This window comes from Pseudochrobactrum mosebachae, assembly GCF_048914685.1.
Taxonomy (GTDB): Bacteria; Pseudomonadota; Alphaproteobacteria; order Rhizobiales; family Rhizobiaceae; genus Pseudochrobactrum.
On record NZ_CP128408.1, the window covers coordinates 1891864 to 1913508 of the forward strand.

Sequence of the window (21645 nt, forward strand, 5' to 3'; positions counted from 1 at the left end):
TTATGCAAGATATGCGTACCCCTCTGGGTAAAGTTCGCGGCCTTGGTTCTGCCAAGGATGGTACCAGCCATTTCTGGCTCCAGCGTATGAGTGCCGTTGCACTGGTGCCGCTGGTGGTGTTTTTTGTCGGCCTGATCGTGTGTCTGCACGGCGCAAGCTACGCAGAAATACGGGTTGCACTCGCGCATCCCTTCACCGCACTGGTGATGGCGCTGTTTGTTGTGACCGGTATTTACCATATGCGCCTTGGCATGCAGATTATTATTGAAGATTATATTCATGGCGAAGGCCTGAAGATTGTTTGTGTGATGCTCAACACTTTCTTTTCGATTGTTGTTGGCGGCGCCACATTGTTTGCAATCCTCAAGCTCAGCTTCGGAGGTTGATAAGCCAAATGGCGACAACGACAGATAAAATTACCAAAGACGGCAAGACCTACACCTATGTAGATCATAAATTTGATGTTGTGGTGGTTGGTGCCGGTGGTGCAGGCTTGCGTGCAACATTGGGTATGGCCGAACAGGGCTTCAAAACCGCTTGCATTACCAAAGTATTCCCGACCCGCTCCCACACGGTTGCAGCGCAGGGCGGTATTGCGGCATCGCTTTCCAATATGGGGCCTGATAGCTGGCAGTGGCATATGTATGACACCGTCAAGGGTTCTGACTGGCTCGGCGATACCGATGCTATGGAATATCTTGCCCGTGAGGCACCGGCTGCGGTTTATGAGCTGGAACATTATGGCGTGCCGTTTTCGCGTACCGAAGAAGGCAAGATTTATCAGCGTCCGTTTGGCGGCCACATGCAGAATTACGGTGATGGTCCGCCGGTACAGCGCACTTGTGCGGCTGCTGACCGTACCGGTCACGCTATTTTGCACACGCTTTACGGCCAGAGCCTGAAGCATAATGCGCAGTTCTTTATTGAATATTTCGCGCTTGATCTGATCATGACAGACGGTGTTTGCACCGGCGTTGTGGCATGGAACCTCGACGACGGTACCATTCACCGCTTTACCGCGAAAATGGTCGTTCTGGCGACAGGCGGTTACGGGCGCTCATACTTCTCGGCAACTTCTGCACATACTTGTACCGGTGATGGTGGCGGTATGGCTGCACGTGCCGGTCTTCCGTTGCAGGATATGGAGTTTGTTCAGTTCCACCCGACCGGTATTTACGGTGCGGGTTGCCTGATCACTGAAGGCGCGCGCGGTGAAGGCGGTTATCTCGTCAACTCCGAGGGTGAGCGCTTTATGGAGCGTTATGCACCATCTGCCAAGGATCTGGCATCACGCGACGTGGTTTCACGGTGCATGACCATCGAGATCCGTGAAGGCCGTGGCGTTGGCAAGAATAAAGATCATATCTATCTGCACCTTGATCACCTTGATCCGGCGATCCTGCATGAGCGTCTGCCGGGCATTTCGGAATCGGCCAAGATTTTTGCCGGTGTTGATCTGACCAAAGAGCCAATTCCGGTTCTGCCGACTGTTCACTACAATATGGGCGGCGTGCCGACCAACTATTGGGGTGAAGCGCTGAACCCGACTGAGGAAAATCCTGATCGTGTGCAGCCGGGCCTGATGGCTGTAGGTGAAGCAGGCTGTGCTTCGGTTCATGGCGCCAACCGTCTTGGTTCAAACTCGCTGATCGATCTGGTGGTGTTTGGCCGTGCGGCTGCAATCCGCGCTGGTGAAGTGATTGACCGCGAAGCAAAGATTCCTGAATTGAACCTTGCTGCCTGCGATAAAATCATGGAACGCTTCCATCGTCTGCGCTTTGCAGATGGCGGCACACCAACTGCAATCTTACGTGAAAAGATGCAGCGCACTATGCAGGAAGATGCTGCGGTATTCCGTACCTCCGAATCGCTTAAGCAAGGCTGTGAGCGCATGGCCGCGATCTGGAAAGAAATGCCGGATATTAAAGTGACCGACCGCTCAATGGTCTGGAATTCAGATCTGATGGAAACGCTGGAACTTGAAAACCTGATGGCCAATGCGATGACCACTGTGGTTGCGGCTGAAGCCCGTAAGGAAAGCCGTGGCGCGCATGCGCATGAAGACTTCCCGAACCGTGATGACGTTAACTGGCGTAAGCATTCGCTGTCATGGCTCACAGAAGACGGTAAAGTAACGCTTGGTTTCCGCCCTGTTCATCTTGACCCGCTGGTCAAGGAAGAAGACGGCGGTATCAGTCTGGCAAAAATCGCGCCTAAAGCGCGCGTTTACTAAGGACAAGGGAAAGAGCAATGGTAGAACTGGCACTTCCCAAAAATTCGCAGATCCGTCCGGGCAAGGTCTGGGACAAACCTGCGGGTGCAACCAATTTACGTGAATTCAAGGTTTATCGCTGGTCTCCGGATGATGGCGAAAACCCTAGTCTCGACACGTTTTATGTTGATCTTGATAATTGCGGCCCGATGGTTCTCGATGCACTCTTGTACATCAAGAATAATATTGATCCGACCCTGACACTGCGCCGTTCATGCCGTGAAGGTATTTGTGGCTCATGTGCCATGAATATTGACGGGTCAAACACGCTTGCCTGCACCAAGGGTATGGAAGACATCAAAGGCACGGTTAAGATTTATCCTTTGCCGCATATGCCTGTGGTGAAAGATCTGGTGCCTGACATGAGCCATTTTTATGCGCAGCACCGCTCAATCGAACCGTGGTTGAAAACGGTTTCTCCGGAACCTGCAAAAGAATGGCTGCAGAGCCATGAAGACCGCGCCAAACTTGACGGCCTTTATGAGTGCATTCTGTGTGCTTGCTGTTCAACATCCTGCCCGAGCTATTGGTGGAATGGTGATCGTTATCTCGGACCTGCTGTTTTGTTGCAGGCCTATCGCTGGCTGATCGATTCACGTGATGAAGCGAAGGGTGAGCGTCTGGATAATCTCGAAGATCCGTTCCGTCTTTACCGCTGTCACACAATCATGAACTGCGCGCAGACCTGCCCTAAGGGTCTGAACCCAGCGAAAGCGATTGCTGAAATCAAGAAAATGATGGTTGAGCGTCGCGTGTAAACGCGGCAATCGTCTTTATTAATCCCTGTCGGCCAAAAGCCTCCACGGCTCTTGTGCTTAAATCAAAAAAATGATGGTCGAGCGCCGCGTGTAATCACGAAGTAAGTCGATCATTGCGTTTAAAAGGCACCGTTCGCGGTGCCTTTTTTATTTGCCTCCATAAATCAGCCTGATTGCGAGGGGATAGATGATGTATATCGCTTTATCCCTGCAACTCTTGATCTGTTGCAGCGTTATATCAACAGGGTGATTGAACAGAGGCGCTTATGCTTGATCAGATAGGTTTTATGGTCGCAAACAAAAATAAGGCACAGGCATTTTATACGGCTGCGCTGGCACCTCTTGGTATCGATGCAGTGGCAGAATTTGGAAACTGGCAAGGCTATGGCCGGCAAGGCAAGCCCGAATTCTGGATTGGCAGCCAAAAAGGCACTGCCTATCAGGGACACATGCATCTGGCATTTTTAGCTGGTACGCGCAGTGAGGTTGAACGCTTTTATAGCGCGGCACTGAGTGCCGGTGGCCGTGATCATGGGGCTCCGTTGTTACGCCCGAATTATCATGCGGATTATTTCAGTGCTCTGGTTAAGGATCCTGATGGCCATGTGATTGAGGCTGTCTGTCATATGCCGGCCTGACCTTAATAGATTCGATACAAAAAAGCCGCCTCATAAACAGGCGGCTTTTTTGTATGAGGGGTTTAGCAATCGTTTAAAGAAGCGTTGCCTTGAGTGTAATTTCAAGAGCATTGAGCGCGCGGGAAACCGGACAGTTTTCTTTGGCTTGTTTCGCCAGTTTTTGAAAGTCGGTTTCGGAAATATTGGCAACACGCGCCCGCAAGACCAGCTCACTTTTAGCGATTGAAAAGCCGCCGCCTTCATTGGGTTTGGTGCTGATGGTAGCAGTGGTCTGCAATTCCTGTGGCGGTGTGCCATTGGTGGATAGTAACGAAGACAGCCTCATGGTGAAACAACCAGCATGGGCTGCACCAATCAGTTCTTCAGGATTGGTGCCGGTTTGGCCTTGCACATCTTCGGTGCGGGATTTGAAGCTATATGGCAAATCGGCCAAAGCTGTGCTCTGGGTGGAAAGTTTGCCTGTACCGGTTTTCAGATCGCCGTTCCAGATTGCAGTGGCAGTTCTGTTCATCGTCTTATCCTCGGTTTGAATTTATGCAGAGGTATGAGAGCAGTTTTGACCCAATTCTGAGTAAAATAAAAATCGGGCCACTGACAACAGAATTAGGTTTCTTGGGTGCATTTCCAGAGGTGATATCTAAATTTATCCGTTTTTAAGAATGTACTGTTTTGGTCAGAGCGCTTCGCCCTGTAAAAGCCGTGGCATTTCCTTGCCGAAACCTGCTGCTTGTTTGATGAAATAATTTTTCATCACCGGCAGCCTGTCGACCAGACCAAGTCCAATATCACGCACCGTACGCAAAGCCAGACTGTCATTCGAGAACAGTCTTGTCAGAACATCGGTACTGACACCCATTTGCACCGTGTCGAAACGGCGCCATGTCTGATATTGTTCAAGAGCTGCAAAAGAACCGATGTCGAGCCCTAAACGCTCTGTATCAACAATCACTTGCGCCAGTGTTGCCGCATCGCGGAAACCGAGATTAAGCCCTTGTCCGGCTATCGGGTGAATACCATGAGCGGCATCACCAACCAGTGCAAAGCGCGGTTTAACAAATTCACGTGCCAGTGTCAGACCCAGCGGAAAGGCGCGTTTATTGCCTTCTACACGGATTTCGCCAAGGTGGTGGCCAAAGCGCTGTTCGAGCTCTGCTTCAAATACAAAATCATCCTGTGCAATAAGCCGGTCAGCATCTTCAGTGCGCTCTGCCCAGACGAGAGAAGAGCGATTGCCTTTGAGCGGCAGAATAGCAAATGGGCCGGCGGGCAGAAAATGCTCTATAGCCCGGCCTTCATGCGGACGCTCATGGGCAACATTACAAACGATGCCGGATTGACCATAGCTCCAGTGAATGGTTTTGATGCCGGCCTGATCACGCATTTTGGAGCGCACACCATCGGCACCGATCAGCAAACGGGTTTCAAAACTGCGGCCGTCTGCAAGGGTTACGGTAACAGCATTTGCGGCTGTGGTAAAATGATCCACGCCGCAGCCTTCAATAACATGAATACCGAGCTCTGCAGCTTTGGCATGGAGCGAGGCATTCAGAACTTTGTTTTCCACCATATGGGCGAAAGGTTCACCGGGATTAACTTCTCCGCCAAAGGTCAGGAAAACCGGACGTACCGGATCAGAAACCCGTGAATCTGTGATCACCATATCATTGATGGCTTGAGCATCCGGTTTGATTGCCTGCCAGCAACCGAGCTGTTCGAGCATGCGGCTTGCAGCCGCGGCAATCGCAGAGGCGCGCGGGTCTTTTTTCCACTGACCCTGAGGTGCGGCATCAATAATCGTCACATCAAGCTGCGGTGCGCCGGTTTTGATGGCAACAGCTGTGGTCATGCCTACATAACCTGCACCAGCGATGACAATATCTGTTTTTCGGACAGATGTTTCTGCATCATTGGCAGGTGTTGTGCGCGATGATTTGGCCATTGTGGGTTCCTTCTCTGCGTGACAGGCCCTGCAGCGATATGTCAGTTCCTTAAGAGCGCTCATATGCTTTATATCACAGTATCGTAGATAGGCTTTAACCGGATTGGCCTCAAGAGCAAATGCCATATAATTTTAACCGGCGCGTTGTTGTAACTGGGCATTGATACTCTCAGTTGCCGCTTGCACCCTATGCTTACTGGCTGTAGCCATAACCTAGAGCGGGTAACGTTCAGGTTGGATCGCAGCGCTCGCTCTAGATTTTAGCTTTTTCGCATTGTCATAGCTATCAAGTTGATCCAACTTGATAGTGAAATGCTCTAGCTGTTACAGAAAATGAGTTTCCTATGTCAGAAGCAATGAAAGAATTATTGTCGATCCTTGATCTGGAGCCGCTGGAGCATAATCTGTTTCGTGGCCGCAGCCCGCAGGTGGGCTGGCAGCGGGTTTTTGGCGGGCAGGTGATCGGTCAGGCACTGGTTGCTGCGCAGCGCACTGTTGAAGATGGGCGCTATGTGCATTCATTGCACGGCTATTTTATGCGACCGGGCGATCCGTCTATTCCGATCATTTACCGTGTGGAGCGGCTGCGGGACGGTTCAAGTTTTTCAACCCGTCAGGTGGTTGCGGTGCAGCATGGCAAAGCGATTTTTACACTCTCTGCCTCATTTCAGGTTGATGAGAAGGGGCTTGAGCATCAAATTCCAATGCCGCTGAACGTGCCTTTGCCAGAAAAGCTGATCGGCATGAAGGATATGAAAGAGCAGTATTTGCAGATGGCACCGGCTGCGATGCGCAAATATCTCGAGCGTGAACAGCCGATTGATATGAAGCCGGTTTCACTGGAGCATTATCTGACCAAAGATCCGCTGCCACCATTACAAAATGTGTGGGTGCGGGCTTGCGGAACTATTCCGGATGACAGGGCGCTGCAATCAGCCATTCTTGCTTATCTTTCTGACATGACCCTGCTTGATACCTCGCTGCACGCCCATGGACGCGCGGTGTTTGATCCGGGCATGCAGGTGGCCAGTCTTGACCATTCAATGTGGTTTCATCACCCAAACAAGCTCGACGACTGGTTGCTCTATAGTCAGGACAGCCCGCTGGCGACCGGAGCGCGCGGCTTTAACCGTGGCTCAATTTTCACTCGTGACGGTTTGCTGATTGCCTCTACCGCGCAGGAAGGTCTGATCCGCGTACGTTCCTGAGGGGCAACCGGCTTAAACTACTACCGGATATCAACAGCCTTGCGGCGTATGTCGCATGGTTAATGCTGCCTTAACTACCGATATTGTAAGATCGGATGCGATTCATAAAATTTGCCACGGTTTAACGCGTTTTTACGTGTTGAAACGGGGTGAAAAAAGTTGAGGCAGATTACATGCGGCAAGGCTATTCACCGTCCTTCGGGCCAGAGGATCAAGAAGTTCGGGGAGAACGTCTGAGGCTCAGCGCTTTATTGCGCCGTCAGATCGATATTTTTTCCGGCCTGCTTGTTCTGGCACTGGTAGCGGGATGTGTTGCTGCTCTTGCAACATGGAATGTTGAAGATCCGAGTTTCAGCCATGCCACTGCCAATGAAGTCACCAATGCTGCCGGTTATGCGGGGGCCGTATTTGCTGATCTTGCGATGCAGTTTTACGGCTTATCCAGTGTTGTTGTGCTGCTGCCAGCAATATTTTGGGGTATTTTACTGATTGTAAACGGGCGTATTGACCGTTTGGCACGCCGTGCATCAGCGTGGTTTTTTGCATCCCTGTTATTTGCAGCCATAGCCAGTTGTGTGCAGGCACCGGAAAGCTGGCCAATGCCGATCGGCCTTGGCGGTGTGCTTGGTGATATGGTGCTGCAAGTGCCGGGCGTTTTTCTTGGTGCATTTCCAACCGGTATGATTGCAGTGTCGATTGCAGCTGTGCTGCTGGTGCCCGCTTTGTGGCTCAGCGCTTTTGCCAGCGGCTTGATCGGCCGGCAGAGCAGCCTGACCAAGCCTGTACGTGCGAAAGCGCGTCATGTTGCGGAAGATGATTTTGATGAAGACGGTTTTGACGAAGATGATGGCGCATCTGATCGCGGTGGTTTCTTCTCCGCGCTTTCGGCATCGACCCTTGGTGCTGCCTCGCATTGGAAACTAAGTGCCAGTGCTTCGCTGCGCCGGTTGTTTGGCATGAAACGCAAGCCTTCCTCACAGCGCAAGCGTTTGCGTGATGATGATCCTTACGGTGATATTACACTGCCGCGCAAAGGTCAGCAGACGGATGGCCAGCGTTTTGAACCGGGGTTTGAGCCTCGTTCTGAACAGGGTTTTCAGACGGAAGATGATCTTCATTTTGACAATGGTTTTGATCATGCCGCTGCAACAGCGGATCAAGATCATCAAGCATCACCCCCTCAGCGTGCGCAACCGGCGCGCAAAGCTGCTGCACAGCGCGGTGCAAGCCATCCGGTAAATAAGAGCGGGCGCTTTATACTGCCGGATCTTAATTATCTGAGTGAGCCAAAAGTGATGGCGCGTGATCCGTTGCTGTCAAAAGAAGCGCTGGAGCAAAATGCGCGCGTGCTTGAAGGTGTGCTGGAAGACTTTGGTGTGCGCGGTGAGATTCTACAGGTTAAGCCGGGACCGGTTGTGACCATGTATGAGCTGGAACCTGCGCCTGGTATTAAATCCTCACGTGTGATTGGTCTGGCGGATGATATTGCCCGTTCTATGAGCGCAATCTCTGCGCGAGTTGCGGTGGTACCGGGGCGCAATGCGATTGGTATTGAGTTGCCTAACCCGAAACGCGAAATGGTTTATTTGCGTGAAATGCTGGCGAGCCGCGATTTTATTCAAACCAAAACAAAGCTGGCATTAGCACTGGGTAAGACCATTAATGGCGAGCCAGTGATTGCCGATCTGGCGAAAATGCCTCACGTATTGGTGGCTGGTACCACAGGGTCGGGTAAATCTGTGGCGATCAATACGATGATCCTGTCGCTGGTTTATCGTATGACACCCCAAGAATGCCGCCTGATTATGATTGATCCGAAAATGCTGGAACTGTCGGTTTATGACGGCATTCCGCATTTGCTTACCCCTGTTGTGACCGATCCGAAAAAAGCGGTTGTGGCGCTGAAATGGGCGGTACGCGAGATGGAAGACCGCTATCGCAAAATGTCGAAAGTCGGCGTGCGAAATATTGACGGCTTTAATCAGCGGGTGGTGCAGGCACAGAAAAAAGGCGAGCAGATTTCCCGCACGGTGCAGACCGGATTTGACCGTAATACCGGTGAAGCGGTTTACGAAACCGAAGAGCTGGATCTGGTCGCAATGCCATATATTGTCGTGATTATCGACGAGATGGCTGATCTGATGATGGTGGCCGGTAAAGATATTGAAGGCGCTGTGCAGCGTCTTGCACAGATGGCACGTGCGGCGGGTATCCATGTGATTATGGCAACGCAGCGTCCGAGTGTTGATGTGATTACCGGTACGATTAAAGCCAATTTCCCGACCCGTATTTCGTTTCAGGTTACGTCGAAAATTGATAGCCGTACTGTGCTTGGCGAGCAGGGGGCTGAGCAGTTGCTGGGCATGGGTGATATGTTGTTCATGGCTGGCGGCGGCCGTATTCAGCGTGTTCACGGGCCATTTGTCGGCGATGATGAAGTTGAGCAGGTTGTGCAGCATCTTAAAGCACAGGGCGTGCCGGAATATCTGGATGCGATCACGGAAGACAGTGATGAGGGTGACGGATCAGCACCATCAGGCACTTCCAATCTTGAGGATTCTGATGATCCTTATGATCAGGCTGTTGCGGTGGTTCTGCGCGATAAGAAAGCATCCACCAGCTATATTCAGCGCCGCCTCGGTATTGGCTATAACCGTGCTGCCTCGATTATCGAGCGCATGGAAGAGGAAGGTATTGTGGGACCTGCAAACCATGCGGGCAAACGCGAAATTCTCGTGCCGACGCAGGATGACAGCTATTAAGGCAGGGTGATTTTGCTTTGCCACAGTCAGGTCAAACTGCATGTCTATAAAAACGTAATAATTGCGGTGTGAAGCCGCCATGACGGATACGGGAGAGTGTTTCTCTGATGAAACTGAAATTGCCTTTAACTGCTATTCAATATTTGACCGTGGCTTCAATCGCTCTGGGTGCAGCCATTGCTGTCGTTTCGCCAGTATCTACCGCGCAGGCACAAACCGGTGGTAATACTGCGCAGGCGCAGGCAATTGCCAATCAGTTTACTGCCGTCAAAACCATGACCGGTGAATTTGTGCAGTTTGGCCCTAAAGGTGACCAGACAGGCGGTAAGTTTTATATTGAGCGCCCGGGTAAAATCCGGTTCAACTACGATAAATCACCAATCACTGTAATTTCTGATGGTGAATCGGTGGTGGTTAATAATAAAAAACTGGATACATGGGATTTGTATCCGCTCTCAAAAACCCCGCTTAAACTGCTCCTCAGCGATCATGTTGATCTGGGTGGAGGGCGGCTGCGCGGGTTGAAAAATGAACCGGATGCCTTGACGATGGTTCTGGGGGATAAGTCGGTTTTTGCTGATGCCACTATTTCTTTGATGTTTGATCCGGCCAATGCTGAATTAAAGCAATGGACGATTACGGATGCACAGCGTCAGGATACGACGGTGATGATTTTCAATGTGCAAAAGGGCGTCAGATTTGCAGATAATATGTTCAAGATTGATTATCAGCGCATGGCTATGAAGCGTAAAACACGCTGAGAGGCGCGTTTCAGATGAAATGCTGTTTTATAATTTACACGGTATTTTTATTCCAAAAATTTGCACATCCAAGATAAGCGGCTTATGGTGGCTAGCTTGAAGTGAAGCTTATGCTTCGCTCAAGTGCCGCCTGTTTCCCCATCAGCATATCAGCCAGTTGAGCAGTTTTATGAGCTTTTCCGTCGCTACCTGGAATATCAATTCAGTTCGCCTTCGTTTGCCGCTGGTTTTAGATTTTCTTGAAAAACATTCCCCAGATGTCTTGTGCCTGCAAGAAACCAAATGTCCGGATGATCAGTTTCCGCTGAATGATCTGCGGGCTGCTGGTTATGAGCATATCGCTATCAGCGGCCAGAAGGGCTATCACGGGGTCGCCACACTGTCGCGTCGTCCTTTGCAGGGTACTGAGGTGATCGGTTTTTGTGATATGGGTGACTGCCGCCATCTTAGCAGTGTGGTGCAGGCTGGTGGTAAATCTATCCGCATCCATAATTTCTATGTACCTGCCGGTGGCGATGAGCCGGATGTCAACATTAATCCGAAATTCGCGCATAAGCTGGCATTTCTTGAGGAAATGCGTGCTGTTGCTGCGGATCGCGGTGATGGATTTTCATCTATTCTGGTTGGCGATTTGAATATTGCACCGCTTGAAAATGATGTGTGGTCGCACAAACAGATGTTGAAAATTGTCAGCCATACGCCTGTTGAAACGCAGACTTTGGAAGATCTGCGGGTGAAAGGTGGCTGGAGCGATCTGATGCGCCAGATGATCCCTGCGGATCAGAAAATTTATACCTGGTGGAGCTACCGTGCCAAAGACTGGAGCCTGTCTGATCGCGGCCGCCGTCTTGATCATATCTGGGGATCAAAAGACCTTGAACCGCATATGCAGGAATTGAAAATTTTGCGTGATGCCCGCGGTTGGGAGCGGCCTTCCGATCATGTGCCGGTGATTGCCCGCTTTGATCTCGACTAAACAACGGGCTTAATGTGCCTTGAAAAGACCGTTATGATTGATCATATGCTCAAGCTGTTTCGGCATAACAGGGTTATACTTGTTCCGAAACGACTTGAGCAACAGCAATAATCAGGAGTGCACACCATGAAGCAGACAACACAGTTTTTCGTAACTGGTGTTTTTGTCTCTGTATTGGATGGTGCCCTTGACTGCTCTTCTCACACTTCAAAATCTTGCTGCGCACACGCCTGACGGCCGCAGCCTTTTTCAAAACTTCAATCTCTCTATTGCCCGAGACCGTATCGGCCTTATTGGTCGCAACGGCGTGGGTAAATCGACTTTGCTGCGCATTATTGCCGGTGAAATAGCTCCGCTAAACGGATCGGTGCGTGGTCACGCCACAATAGGCGTGCTGCATCAGGTGACAGATCAATCGCATGAAACGATTGCAGATCTGTTTGGCGCGCGTGCCGCATTGATGCGGATGGAGCATATTCTGGCCGGACATGGCAGTGAAGATAATTTCGAGGCGGACTGGACGCTGGAAGCGCGGATTGAAGATGCGCTCGTGACAATGGGCTTGTCGGGTCTTACGCCCCACACTGAACTGTGCCGTTTAAGCGGCGGCCAGAAAACCGGCGCGGCTCTGGCCGCGCTTATTTTTAAAAAACCTGATTTGTTATTGCTTGATGAGCCGACGAATAATCTTGATTATCAGGGGCGGCAGGCTGTGCTGGAGTTACTGCATAACTGGCGGGGCGGGGCGCTGGTTATCAGCCATGACCGTGCTTTGTTACGGAAAATGGATCGCATTGTTGAAATGACCTTTATTGGTGTTAGCCATTATGAGGGCAATTGGGATTTTTACGAGGCTAGAAAAGCCGAAGAGCTGGCTGGTGCGCATCATGATTTTGAGGTGGCACAAACGGCAGTTAAACAGGCTGAGAAACAGGCGCGGCTGATCAGGGAGCGGCAAGAAAAGCGGGATGCTGCTGGTAAAAAATCACGCTTCAAATCTGGACAAAGTAAGCTGTTGCTTGATGCGCGGGAAGATCGTGCACAGGCCACATCCGGCCGTAACACTCTGCTTGCACATAGGCAGGCAGATGCAGGGCAGCAAGCGTTGAAAGAGGCACAGAGCAAGATAGAGCGTTTAACGCCGCATGATTTTACGATTGCATCTGCGCAGCTTCCTGCTTCTAAAATTGTCTTAACGGCGAATGGTGTGGGTTTTGCTTATAGTAGCGGCAAGCCGGTTTTTGAGCATGTATCTTTGCAAATAACCGGGCCTGAAAGATTAGCAGTTTGTGGTGGTAACGGCTCAGGCAAAACCACTTTATTGCGGGTTTTGGCCGGTCAGCTGGAAGAAAAAACCGGTATTGTGCATCGTTTTGTGCGCTTTTCGATGCTTGATCAGCATGTGAGTATGCTCGATGATTATATGAGCGTGGTTGAAAATTTTAAACAGCATAATCCACAAGCCTCAGATAATGCTTGCCGTGCGGCATTAGCCCGTTTCATGTTTCGCAATGATTGTGCTTTGCGCAAGGCCGGTGAACTTAGTGGTGGTGAGCGTTTGCGTGCGGGATTGGCTTGTGTGTTAGGTGGCATACATGTACCGCAGCTGCTTATTCTCGATGAGCCTACCAATCATCTGGATATTGTAGCCCTGCGCTCTGTGGAGGCGGCTCTCAAAGCTTATGATGGAGCCTTACTGGTGACCAGCCATGATGAGGCATTTCTGGAGGCTATCAGTGTGACGCGGCGTCTAAAAATTGAGAGTATTTCACTATCAAGTTGAATCATCTTGATAGGTATGACAATGCGATAACTCTAAAATCTAGAGCAAGCGCTGCGATCCAACCTGATCGTTACCCGCTCTAGTTCTCAAAATGAGCGGATAGTTTGTCGATCTGCTCAACCATTTCATTGAGATTGTTGCTGATATGCCGGTAAAGCGATGCTGCCAGCTCCGGATATTCTTCCAGAATGCGATGAAAAATTGACCGGCTGAGACGGATAACTTCTGTCTCGGTGTCGGCGACAGCCCCGGTCAAGCGGTTGGACTGGGTAATCAGTGCCATTTCACCGAGCACAGCACCACTATCGATCGTGCGTAAATTGACACGACCCTGCTTACCTTCATGGAAGAGTGTGATTGCGCCACTGACGACAATATAGGCGCAGTCGGCACTTTGTCCTTCATGAAACAGTTCTCTGCCGGTACGCAGAACCATGCGCTCTGCGCCAAAGGCGAGCAGTCGCAAATGCTGAGCTGAAAAAGCCTCAAAAAGACCAATTGTGCTCAGAAACTGAATGTCATCATCAAGTGCCATATGCCGCTTTCTTCTACATAACTCTGTTTCCGAACCTGCTATGATCAGGAGAATTATGCTGTAGCTCAGTTTACCGAAGAGTTTCTAAAGTTTTCGATAAAATAATGCGTTATTCAGGAGGTTTACAGTGTATTACTAGCGCAATTTTAAAGCACAGGCTTATTCATCATAGTTATGTATTATTGCTCATCCGATAAATGTTTGGCAAAGGCAGTGCCTGTCATTCGAAAAATCCGACAATTCAAAGCGGTTTAAAGCTGAATTGCCGGATAACAGTAGTTCCGCAAATATGGGAACCGATTTTTCGTCAGAAATTGCGTTCATAAAAACATAAAGCGTTACGGAACCAGCTTGTAACCGCCGCTTTCCGTAATCAGCAGGCTGGCATTTGACGGGTCCAGCTCAATTTTCTGACGCAGACGATAGACATGGGTTTCCAGCGTATGGGTTGTCACGCCGGAATTATAGCCCCAGACCTCTTCCAGCAGCGTATCACGCCCGACCACAGTACCAGCACGATACAGAAATTTGATGATTGCTGCTTCTTTTTCCGTCAGGCGAATCTTGTCACCTTTTTGATCCAGCAGCAGTTTCTGGCTTGGTTTGAAGGTGTAGGGCCCGACAATAAAGGTGGCGTCCTCACTCTGCTCATGCTGGCGTAATTGCGCGCGGATGCGTGCCAGCAACACCGCAAAGCGGAACGGCTTGGTGACATAGTCATTGGCACCTGATTCAAAACCTAAAATAGTATCGCAATCAGTGTCATGGCCGGTCAGCATAATGATCGGTGATGTAAAGCCGCCTGCACGCAGTTGTTTAACGGCATCGCGGCCATCCATATCGGGCAGGCCAACATCCATAATCAACAGGCTGATATTATTAGCGCGTGCTGTTGCAATACCTTTTTCGGCAGTATCTTCCTGCAGAATATGAAACTCGGTGTGTAGTGACAGCTGGTCAATCAGGATCGAACGAAGATCCTCATCATCATCAACAATCAGAATATTATGGGCGATCATATCTGCCTCATGCGGTTAAAAAGCGGGAGCTGAATATCAGCAAGATGGATGATTTATGGCATTTAATAATGAAAAACTAAAGGGAGGTCAGATGAAACAAAGTTTACCCTGTAAGTTGTAATTTTAACTCTGGCCTTAAGAGATTATGTATCAGTTTATGGTGTGTGTAAAAATCAAAGGCGGTTATATCTGTTGCAGCCAATAAGATAGACTGCATATAGCTGATAATGTCTGATATTTGGCATGCGAAATCTGGCCGGAGGGGCCAATAGAAAATGATATTGGGTAAAGTATCTAAGCCGGGTGGCGTTTTGCAGAATGTGCGGATTCAAAAAACGTCACGGATGTTGAAAGTGCTGGATGTGCATATGCGTCCGGGGCATCCCAGTCAGGGTTATCTGATCGCTGGGCCATTGGTGTTGCGTTGCGCTTTGGGCAAGGGCGGTATTTCCTCGCGCAAGCGTGAAGGGGATGGCGCCACCCCTCTCACGCAAATGCGTTTACTCTATGGCTACCGGCGCCGCAGTACGGTGATTGCCGATCAGCCGGCGACTGCATTGAACTTTCGTGCCACCCACCGGCAGGATGGCTGGTGTGATGCGGCCAATGACCGGAATTATAACCGCCCTGTTGCCGCCACATATCAACGCAGCCATGAGAAGATGTGGCGCAAAGATGATCTCTACGATATTTGCGTGGTGATGGATTGGAATATTTCGGAGCGTAAACAGGGTTGTGGCAGCGCGATATTTTTCCATCTCTCGCGTGAAACTTACACGCCGACTGAGGGCTGCATTGCTTTAAGCAGGCGCGATATGATGCGGTTATTGCCGCATTTATCGGGTGATACTGTTATCCGTGTGCGCCGCGGATAAAAGATATTTTAATCAACTGGCTTCCGGCTGCGCCATAATTTTTTCAAGCGTTGTGAAGATTTTCGGGTGCACAGACTGGGCAACATTAAAGCGCAAAAAGCGGTTGCATGTCTGCGACTGACTGAAAATATTTCCCGGTGCTAAAACGATATGATGCTCTAGTGCCCGGCTGGCAATCACATCGGCGTCTACGCCTTGCGGCAGCGTATCCGGTAACCGTACCCAGAGAAACAGGCCGCCTACCGGCTCGCACCATGCGGTGAGGCCGATGGCGGCTAAACGCTGACGAACCCATGTCTGGCACTCAGCGAGCTTTACTCTGGTTTGCTCAATATGACGGCGGTAACTGCCATCAGTGAGCAGGTGATGGATAATTTGTGATGATAGTGCATTGCTGGAAAAATTGGTGGCAAGCTTCATATCAATCAGGTTTTCCAGCCAGTCCTGCCGTGTGGTTATATAACCGGCTCGGGTTGCCGAAGAAAGAGATTTGGAAAAGCTGCCAATATGAATGACCCGTTCCAGCCCATCCAGCTCCGCCAGAAGCGGGGGCGGAGTGGCGTGAAAATCCGCAAAAATATTATCTTCAACCAGAATTAAATCATGCTGCTCGGCGAGTTTGAGTAAGCGATGCGCAACCGCTGGCAGCATGGTGGCACCGGTCGGATTATGAATGCCGGAATTACTGATATAAAGTTTTGGTCTGTGCTGCTCACAAAGTTGCGCAAAGCTCTCCAGATCAGGACCATGCGGTGTGTATGGTACACCAACCGGCACAGCATTTTGTGCAAGCAGCAGGCCCCTGAAATTGAAATAGCACGGATCATCGATCAACACTGTATCGCCGGGTCGCACAAATGTACGGCAAATCAGATCAAGGGCATTGGTGCCTGAATCTGTCAGCAGGATTTGTGACGGGCTGGCCGTAACGCCTTGTTCACGCAGACGCGTGCTCATGAGCCGGCGCAACGGCAAAAAGCCGAGCGGCTCATCATATTCGGTAAGATTGGCGGCTGGGTTGCGGGCCAGCTGACGCAGGGCACGGCGAATAGCCTCTTCAGGTAACCAGCTTGGCGGCAGCCAACCGCAGCCCGGACGTAATGTTGTTTGACTTTTATCGGGCTGGTCATGCTCCAAAGATTCCCGCATCACCCAATAGGGGTTTGACCGGCGGATATTACGCGCGGTTAAATCAGTAGTGACCAATGGCTGCTGATGTTTATCCGCAACAAAAAAACCGGCACCACGCCGCGCCTGAATAGCGCCTTCAGCGACAAGCCGGTCATAGGCTTCCACAACTGTTGATTTGGAAACCGACATGGTTTCCGACAGGCGGCGAATAGATGGTAACCGCGCGCCCGGCATCAGGCTCATCGCATTGATGCGGTCACGTATAATTGTCATGACCTTCTCAACCAAAGTTGTGGCCTGAAGAATGTCCTGATTGATTGAGGCTGTATCCAGCGAAGCTGTTTCGATTGAAAAGCGATTCATCTGTATCTCTCAAATGAGCAGTACAGTTTGTTCAAATTGTACTGCAACTGTCTCTGACACTTAATGCTGTGTATCACTAAATAAATCAAAATTACCAACATATTTGAAGAATAGATGAAAATGCAGAATCGTGCGGGTTGGATAAGCGGCTTTATAGGCGTGTTAATTTTCAGCGGGTCTTTGCCTGCAACGCGGTTGGCAGTTGCACAAATTGATCCGTTGTTTCTCACTGTATTGCGCGCCTCAGTGGCGGGTTTGATTGGTGGCGGGCTGCTGCTTGCATTTCGTGTGAAACTGCCGGCGCGCGCAGATCTGATGTCACTGGCGCTGGTTTCGGCCGGTGTGGTGGTCGGCTTTCCGCTATTTTCCGGACTGGCGCTGCAATATGTTACCTCTGCACATGCGCTGGTTTTCATCGGGCTTTTGCCGCTTAGTACAGCCATTTTTGCGGTGTTGCGCGGAGACAGTAACCCGCAATGGCGGTTCTGGGCATTTTCACTTGCTGGCAGTATGGCAGTCGCACTGTTTGCATTGTCTAAAGATCAATCCGGTGGTGCGGTTTCGCTCTATGGCGATTTCATGATGTTGCTAGCGATTATTGTGTGTGGCTATGGCTATGCAGAAGGCGGACGTCTGTCGCGCAACCTTGGCGGCTGGCAGGTGATTTGCTGGGCGCTGGTATTGGCATTGCCGATGATGTTGGTGCTGACAGTCTGGCTGCAGCCGGAGAGTTTTGTCGGTATCGCGGCACCGGCATGGGCAGGGGTGGTCTATGTCACGTTATTCAGTATGCTGATTGGTTTCTTTTTCTGGTATCGGGGGCTGGCGCTCGGTGGTGCGGCAGCGGTGGGGCAATTACAGTTGTTGCAGCCGTTTTTCGGTCTGGCGCTGGCGGCCTATATTCTGGGCGAACCGGTGAGTATGGCTATGATTGCGGTGGCCAGTGTGGTGGTGATTTGCGTTGCCGGCGCGAAGCGCTACGCATGAAAGCCGCGAAGAAAAATGTGCAAAACTACCGCGAGGGGCTATCCAGATCTGTATGGCTATATTGCCAGACCGTGGTGCGTTTCACATCCGCATCTTCCAGCGCGCGGGTGACAGGAACGGTGTAGACCGCAAGTTCTGTCAGGCGATGGCGAGGCAGATAAGAGCGACCGGGATCGCCAACTATAATAGTCATGCCTTTGGCTGACAGCATATCAAACCATGGTAGAAGCCGGTCAGCCAGCGGTTTGTCGTAAAACACATCTCCGGCAAGTAAAATATCGGTTGTCTTGCTTAAATCCTGCCCGATCAGATCATGATCATTAAAGCCGAGCGTAACCTGATTAAGACCGGCATTGAGCGTAATGGCATGGCAGGCAAAGCGATCAATATCATTTGCGGTAACTGATGCGGCATTGCGCATCGCCGCTGCAATCGCCACCAGACCTGATCCGGAGGCGAAATCAAGCACGCGCTTGCCGCCGACAATCGCCGGATGATCCAGTATATAGCGCGCAACACCCTGCCCGCCCGCCCAGGCAAAAGCCCAATAGGGCGGAGGCAGGCCGATTTCACACAATTCCTGCTCTGTCTTGTGCCAAAGCTCGTGAGCTTCATCCGCCAGATGTAGCTTTATTTCCGGCACATGCGGCGGGGTATGGATGCCGGTATTGGTGCGAATGAATTGACTGGCGCGTTCTTCGGTCGGGATCAGGGGCGTCATATGCGCTCCTGATAAAGAGCAGAACGTTTGCCGCTAGTAAGATAGGTCACGTTCTGCATCATTTCTCTCAGATCTTGGTGTGATCAAGGCCGCCCATCCGGCATACTTCAATCCACTCATCCTCTTTGACCGGTTGTACGGAAAGGCGCATGGAAGTTACCAGTGCCATATCGCTCAATGCCGGATTGGCTTTGACATCTTTCAGTGTCACCGGTTTTGGCATATCGCAGATCGCGCGGATATCCACACATTCCCAGCGATGGTCGTCGGTGGTGCTGTCAGGATGTGCCAGCTGGCAAATCTCAACAATACCGACAACTTCGAGACCTTCATTGGAATGGTAGAAAAATGCTTTGTCACCCAGTTCCATAGCGCGCATATTATTGCGTGCCTGATAATTGCGCACGCCGTCCCATTGCTCGCCGACGGCGCCTTTTGCCTTTTGCATTTCCCACGACCATTTGAACGGTTCGGATTTAAACAGCCAATATGCCACAACTCTCTCCGGATATGATGTTACAAACGGGGCTTATGCAGCCGGTTTGTTGATGACCCAATTCCATGCACGTATGTCTACAGTATCAAACAGGCCTGCAAGCGCATAAGGATCGGCGGCGGCAATGGCTTTGGCCTCTTCAATTGAATCCACATCTACCATCAGCATGCTGCCATCAGGCTTCTGTTCAGCGGTGCTCAAAAAGGGTCCGCCAAATTTGATCTTGTCACCAAGGCTTTTCAAATAATCCAGATGGGCCGGGCGGGTATCAAGGCGAAGCTGTAAATGGTCGGCTTTATCATTGCAGAGAATGGCGAATAGCATGGTGCTTACTCCGGTCTTAATCTTCGTTTTTTAAAGGGCGCGACAATAATCCTGTGACAGCGGCATCGATGGTGATGCTGTCGTCAAGTAATGCCGCTACAGTTGTGATAATTGGTGCGTTGATCTGTTTTTGCAGACATAGTTCCGCAATGACCGGCGCGGTTGCAACCCCTTCGGCCAGCAACAGGCCGTGCATAGGTTCTCCACGCCCGAGCGCCAGACCATAGGAATAATTACGTGATTGCGGTGACGAGCATGACAGCATCAGATCGCCGAGACCGGAAAGCCCCATCAGGGTTTCAGGCCGGCCGCCAAAGGCTTTGGCAATCCGGCGCAATTCTGCAAAGGCGCGCGTAACCAGAGCGGATTGTGCAGAGGCACCCAACCCCTTGCCAATGGTTGCGCCGGCGGCAACGGCAATCACGTTTTTCAAAGCGCCGCCGATTTCAACACCGATCAGATCATCGGATGAGTAGCAGCGAAATGTCTGTCCTGAAAACTGGCTGGCAAGATCATCGGCAATGGCGATATTTTCACAGGCAATGGTCACTGCTGTTGGCAGGCCACGCGCAACATCGCTGGCAAAGCTTGGGCCGGAAAGTGCTGCAATCGGATGATCCGGCAAAATATCGGCAATAATTTGCGACATCAGGCGGCCGGTTGAACGCTCAATCCCTTTAGCACAGAGAACAACGGGGCAGTTTTCAGGGATCAACGGTTTCAAATCCTGCAGGGCAGCGGCCATAAGCTGCGCAGGAATAACGGCAAGAACGGTATCTGCCTTCTGCAGCGCTTCAGCCGGATTGCTGGTTGCCCGCAAATTTTCATGCAGAATAATCTCGCCAAGATAGCGTTTGTTTTGTCTGTTGTGATTAATATCATCAACCGTTGCTTGATCGCGGGCATAAAGCAAAACCTGATGGCCATTTTGCGCGGCCATACAAGCCAGTGCTGTACCCCAAGCGCCACCGCCCAGAATTGCAATGTTTTTGCTCATGCTTTTGCTCCTCTGCGACCTGATCCGATCAAGGGTGCTGATGTGGTGTCCAGCGGCCAGCGTGAACGCGGGGCAAAATCAAGACTGTCTGGCGCGCGGCTGACAGCGTGTTCAGCACCGGCAAAAGCAATCATGGCTGCATTGTCAGTGCACAAAATATGCGGCGGTGCGAGAAAACTAAAACCATGTTTTTCACACAGGGTTTCAAGGCCTTTGCGCAAGGTTTTGTTGGCTGCAACGCCACCTGCAACAACCAGTGTCGGGTTCTGCTTATCCGGATAGGTATCACGGAATTTTTGTAACGAGCGCTTCACGCGGTCATTCAACGTATCGGCAACCGCAGTTTGAAATGAAGCGCAGATATCCGCCACATCCTGATCGCTCAGCGGAATAAGCGCCGTTGCGGTTTGGCGCACAGCAGTTTTAAGGCCGGAGAATGAGAAGTCGAGCCGTGCCTCACCTTTGAGCGGGCGGGGCAGGTCAAAGCGTGTCGCATCGCCTTTGAGGGCTGCCTTCTCAACGGCGGGGCCGCCCGGATAGGGCAGGCCAAGTAATTTTGCGGTTTTGTCAAAGGCTTCGCCCAGCGCATCGTCAATTGTTGTACCAAGGCGTTCATATGAACCAAGCCCGTGCACCAGAATAACCTGCGTGTGGCCGCCAGATACCAGCAGCAGCAAATAAGGAAAAGCCACCCCATCGGTGAGGCGCGCAGTGAGCGCATGCCCCTCCAGATGGTTGACAGCGTAGAAAGGCTTGTCTGCGGCAAAGGCGATGGCTTTGGCTGTCATCAGGCCAACGATCAGCCCGCCAATCAGACCAGGCCCTGCGGTGGCGGCAATTGCGTCCACATCGTTAATGCTCATATCAGCATCATCAAGGGCTTTGGCAATCAGCCTGTCGAGCGCTTCTACATGGGCGCGCGCAGCAATCTCCGGCACCACGCCGCCATAGGGCTCGTGTTCGGCAATTTGACTGAGAATGACATTGGACAGGATGGTTGAAGACACCTGTCCATCAGCATTTTCATGACGTTCAATGATAGCTGCGGCTGTTTCGTCGCAACTTGTCTCTATTCCAAGCACGCGCATAAGCGATTAGAC

At 51.0% G+C, this 21645-nt stretch carries 21 protein-coding genes; 11 read left to right on the plus strand and 10 right to left on the minus strand.

Translation table 11 applies throughout. The features are described from left to right. Positions 1-2 precede the first annotated feature (2 nt). The 4 genes from sdhD (at position 3) to MP213Fo_RS08675 (ending at position 3668) form a co-directional block, all read left to right on the plus strand. Entirely contained in the window at positions 3-386 is a 384-nt protein-coding gene (sdhD, locus tag MP213Fo_RS08660; RefSeq protein WP_421088648.1) for a succinate dehydrogenase, hydrophobic membrane anchor protein, read from the plus strand. An 8-nt stretch (positions 387-394) separates the two neighbouring features. Further along, positions 395-2233 (plus strand): succinate dehydrogenase flavoprotein subunit, encoded by a 1839-nt coding sequence (sdhA, locus tag MP213Fo_RS08665; protein WP_421088649.1) that lies wholly within the window; start codon positions 395-397, stop codon positions 2231-2233. A gap of 17 nt (positions 2234-2250) precedes the next feature. After that, the gene (locus MP213Fo_RS08670; RefSeq protein WP_421088650.1) at positions 2251-3030 is read left to right on the plus strand and encodes a succinate dehydrogenase iron-sulfur subunit; all 780 of its coding nucleotides are present in this window, start codon (positions 2251-2253) and stop codon (positions 3028-3030) included. A 266-nt stretch (positions 3031-3296) separates the two neighbouring features. Continuing rightward, positions 3297-3668 carry a VOC family protein gene (locus tag MP213Fo_RS08675; protein ID WP_421088651.1) on the plus strand — a complete coding sequence of 124 codons (372 nt, stop codon included), beginning with the start codon at positions 3297-3299 and terminating at the stop codon, positions 3666-3668. A 73-nt stretch (positions 3669-3741) separates the two neighbouring features. Here MP213Fo_RS08675 and MP213Fo_RS08680 read toward each other — a convergent pair whose 3' ends face one another. Both MP213Fo_RS08680 and MP213Fo_RS08685 read right to left on the minus strand, forming a co-directional pair. Next, the gene (locus MP213Fo_RS08680) at positions 3742-4179 is read right to left on the minus strand and encodes an OsmC family protein (protein WP_421088652.1); all 438 of its coding nucleotides are present in this window, start codon (positions 4177-4179) and stop codon (positions 3742-3744) included. Positions 4180-4341: 162 nt separating this feature from the next. Further along, a complete protein-coding gene (locus tag MP213Fo_RS08685) occupies positions 4342-5607 on the minus strand; it encodes a ubiquinone biosynthesis hydroxylase (protein ID WP_421088653.1) in 1266 nt (421 codons plus the stop codon). Positions 5608-5951: 344 nt separating this feature from the next. On the opposite strand from MP213Fo_RS08685, the gene tesB reads away from it, so the two are divergent. The 5 genes from tesB (at position 5952) to MP213Fo_RS08710 (ending at position 13097) form a co-directional block, all read left to right on the plus strand. Then, positions 5952-6815 carry an acyl-CoA thioesterase II gene (gene tesB / locus MP213Fo_RS08690; protein ID WP_421088654.1) on the plus strand — a complete coding sequence of 288 codons (864 nt, stop codon included), beginning with the start codon at positions 5952-5954 and terminating at the stop codon, positions 6813-6815. Between the two features lie 173 nt (positions 6816-6988). Continuing rightward, complete coding sequence (locus MP213Fo_RS08695; RefSeq protein ID WP_421088655.1) at positions 6989-9577, plus strand: DNA translocase FtsK; 2589 nt, start codon at positions 6989-6991, stop codon at positions 9575-9577. A gap of 107 nt (positions 9578-9684) precedes the next feature. Beyond that, positions 9685-10338 carry an outer membrane lipoprotein carrier protein LolA gene (locus MP213Fo_RS08700; RefSeq protein ID WP_421088656.1) on the plus strand — a complete coding sequence of 218 codons (654 nt, stop codon included), beginning with the start codon at positions 9685-9687 and terminating at the stop codon, positions 10336-10338. Between the two features lie 169 nt (positions 10339-10507). Further along, a complete protein-coding gene (locus MP213Fo_RS08705; RefSeq protein WP_421088657.1) occupies positions 10508-11314 on the plus strand; it encodes an exodeoxyribonuclease III in 807 nt (268 codons plus the stop codon). A 178-nt stretch (positions 11315-11492) separates the two neighbouring features. Then, positions 11493-13097 (plus strand): ABC-F family ATP-binding cassette domain-containing protein, encoded by a 1605-nt coding sequence (locus MP213Fo_RS08710; RefSeq protein WP_421088658.1) that lies wholly within the window; start codon positions 11493-11495, stop codon positions 13095-13097. 79 nt (positions 13098-13176) lie between these two features. Here the strand turns inward: MP213Fo_RS08710 and MP213Fo_RS08715 are convergent, their stop codons facing one another. Then, entirely contained in the window at positions 13177-13632 is a 456-nt protein-coding gene (locus MP213Fo_RS08715; RefSeq protein ID WP_421088659.1) for a Crp/Fnr family transcriptional regulator, read from the minus strand. A 338-nt stretch (positions 13633-13970) separates the two neighbouring features. Continuing rightward, complete coding sequence (locus MP213Fo_RS08720) at positions 13971-14651, minus strand: response regulator transcription factor (RefSeq protein ID WP_421088660.1); 681 nt, start codon at positions 14649-14651, stop codon at positions 13971-13973. A gap of 320 nt (positions 14652-14971) precedes the next feature. On the opposite strand from MP213Fo_RS08720, the gene MP213Fo_RS08725 reads away from it, so the two are divergent. After that, complete coding sequence (locus tag MP213Fo_RS08725; RefSeq protein WP_421091078.1) at positions 14972-15526, plus strand: L,D-transpeptidase family protein; 555 nt, start codon at positions 14972-14974, stop codon at positions 15524-15526. A gap of 12 nt (positions 15527-15538) precedes the next feature. Here MP213Fo_RS08725 and MP213Fo_RS08730 read toward each other — a convergent pair whose 3' ends face one another. Then, a complete protein-coding gene (locus MP213Fo_RS08730) occupies positions 15539-16930 on the minus strand; it encodes a PLP-dependent aminotransferase family protein (RefSeq protein WP_421091079.1) in 1392 nt (463 codons plus the stop codon). Between the two features lie 210 nt (positions 16931-17140). Between MP213Fo_RS08730 and MP213Fo_RS08735 the strand changes: the two genes are divergently transcribed. Further along, positions 17141-18007 (plus strand): DMT family transporter, encoded by an 867-nt coding sequence (locus MP213Fo_RS08735; protein ID WP_421088661.1) that lies wholly within the window; start codon positions 17141-17143, stop codon positions 18005-18007. A 25-nt stretch (positions 18008-18032) separates the two neighbouring features. On the opposite strand, the gene MP213Fo_RS08740 is transcribed toward MP213Fo_RS08735, so the two are convergent. From MP213Fo_RS08740 to tsaD, 5 genes are all read right to left on the minus strand, one after another. Then, complete coding sequence (locus MP213Fo_RS08740) at positions 18033-18728, minus strand: class I SAM-dependent methyltransferase (protein WP_421088662.1); 696 nt, start codon at positions 18726-18728, stop codon at positions 18033-18035. Between the two features lie 67 nt (positions 18729-18795). Continuing rightward, a complete protein-coding gene (locus MP213Fo_RS08745; RefSeq protein WP_421088663.1) occupies positions 18796-19224 on the minus strand; it encodes an EVE domain-containing protein in 429 nt (142 codons plus the stop codon). A 33-nt stretch (positions 19225-19257) separates the two neighbouring features. Next, positions 19258-19548 (minus strand): YciI-like protein, encoded by a 291-nt coding sequence (locus MP213Fo_RS08750; RefSeq protein WP_421088664.1) that lies wholly within the window; start codon positions 19546-19548, stop codon positions 19258-19260. A 16-nt stretch (positions 19549-19564) separates the two neighbouring features. Continuing rightward, positions 19565-20545, minus strand: a complete 981-nt coding sequence (locus MP213Fo_RS08755; RefSeq protein ID WP_421088665.1) for an NAD(P)H-dependent glycerol-3-phosphate dehydrogenase — start codon at positions 20543-20545, stop codon at positions 19565-19567. Continuing rightward, positions 20542-21633 carry a tRNA (adenosine(37)-N6)-threonylcarbamoyltransferase complex transferase subunit TsaD gene (tsaD, locus tag MP213Fo_RS08760; protein WP_421088666.1) on the minus strand — a complete coding sequence of 364 codons (1092 nt, stop codon included), beginning with the start codon at positions 21631-21633 and terminating at the stop codon, positions 20542-20544. The genes MP213Fo_RS08755 and tsaD overlap by 4 nt, the downstream gene beginning before the upstream one ends. Positions 21634-21645 lie beyond the last annotated feature (12 nt).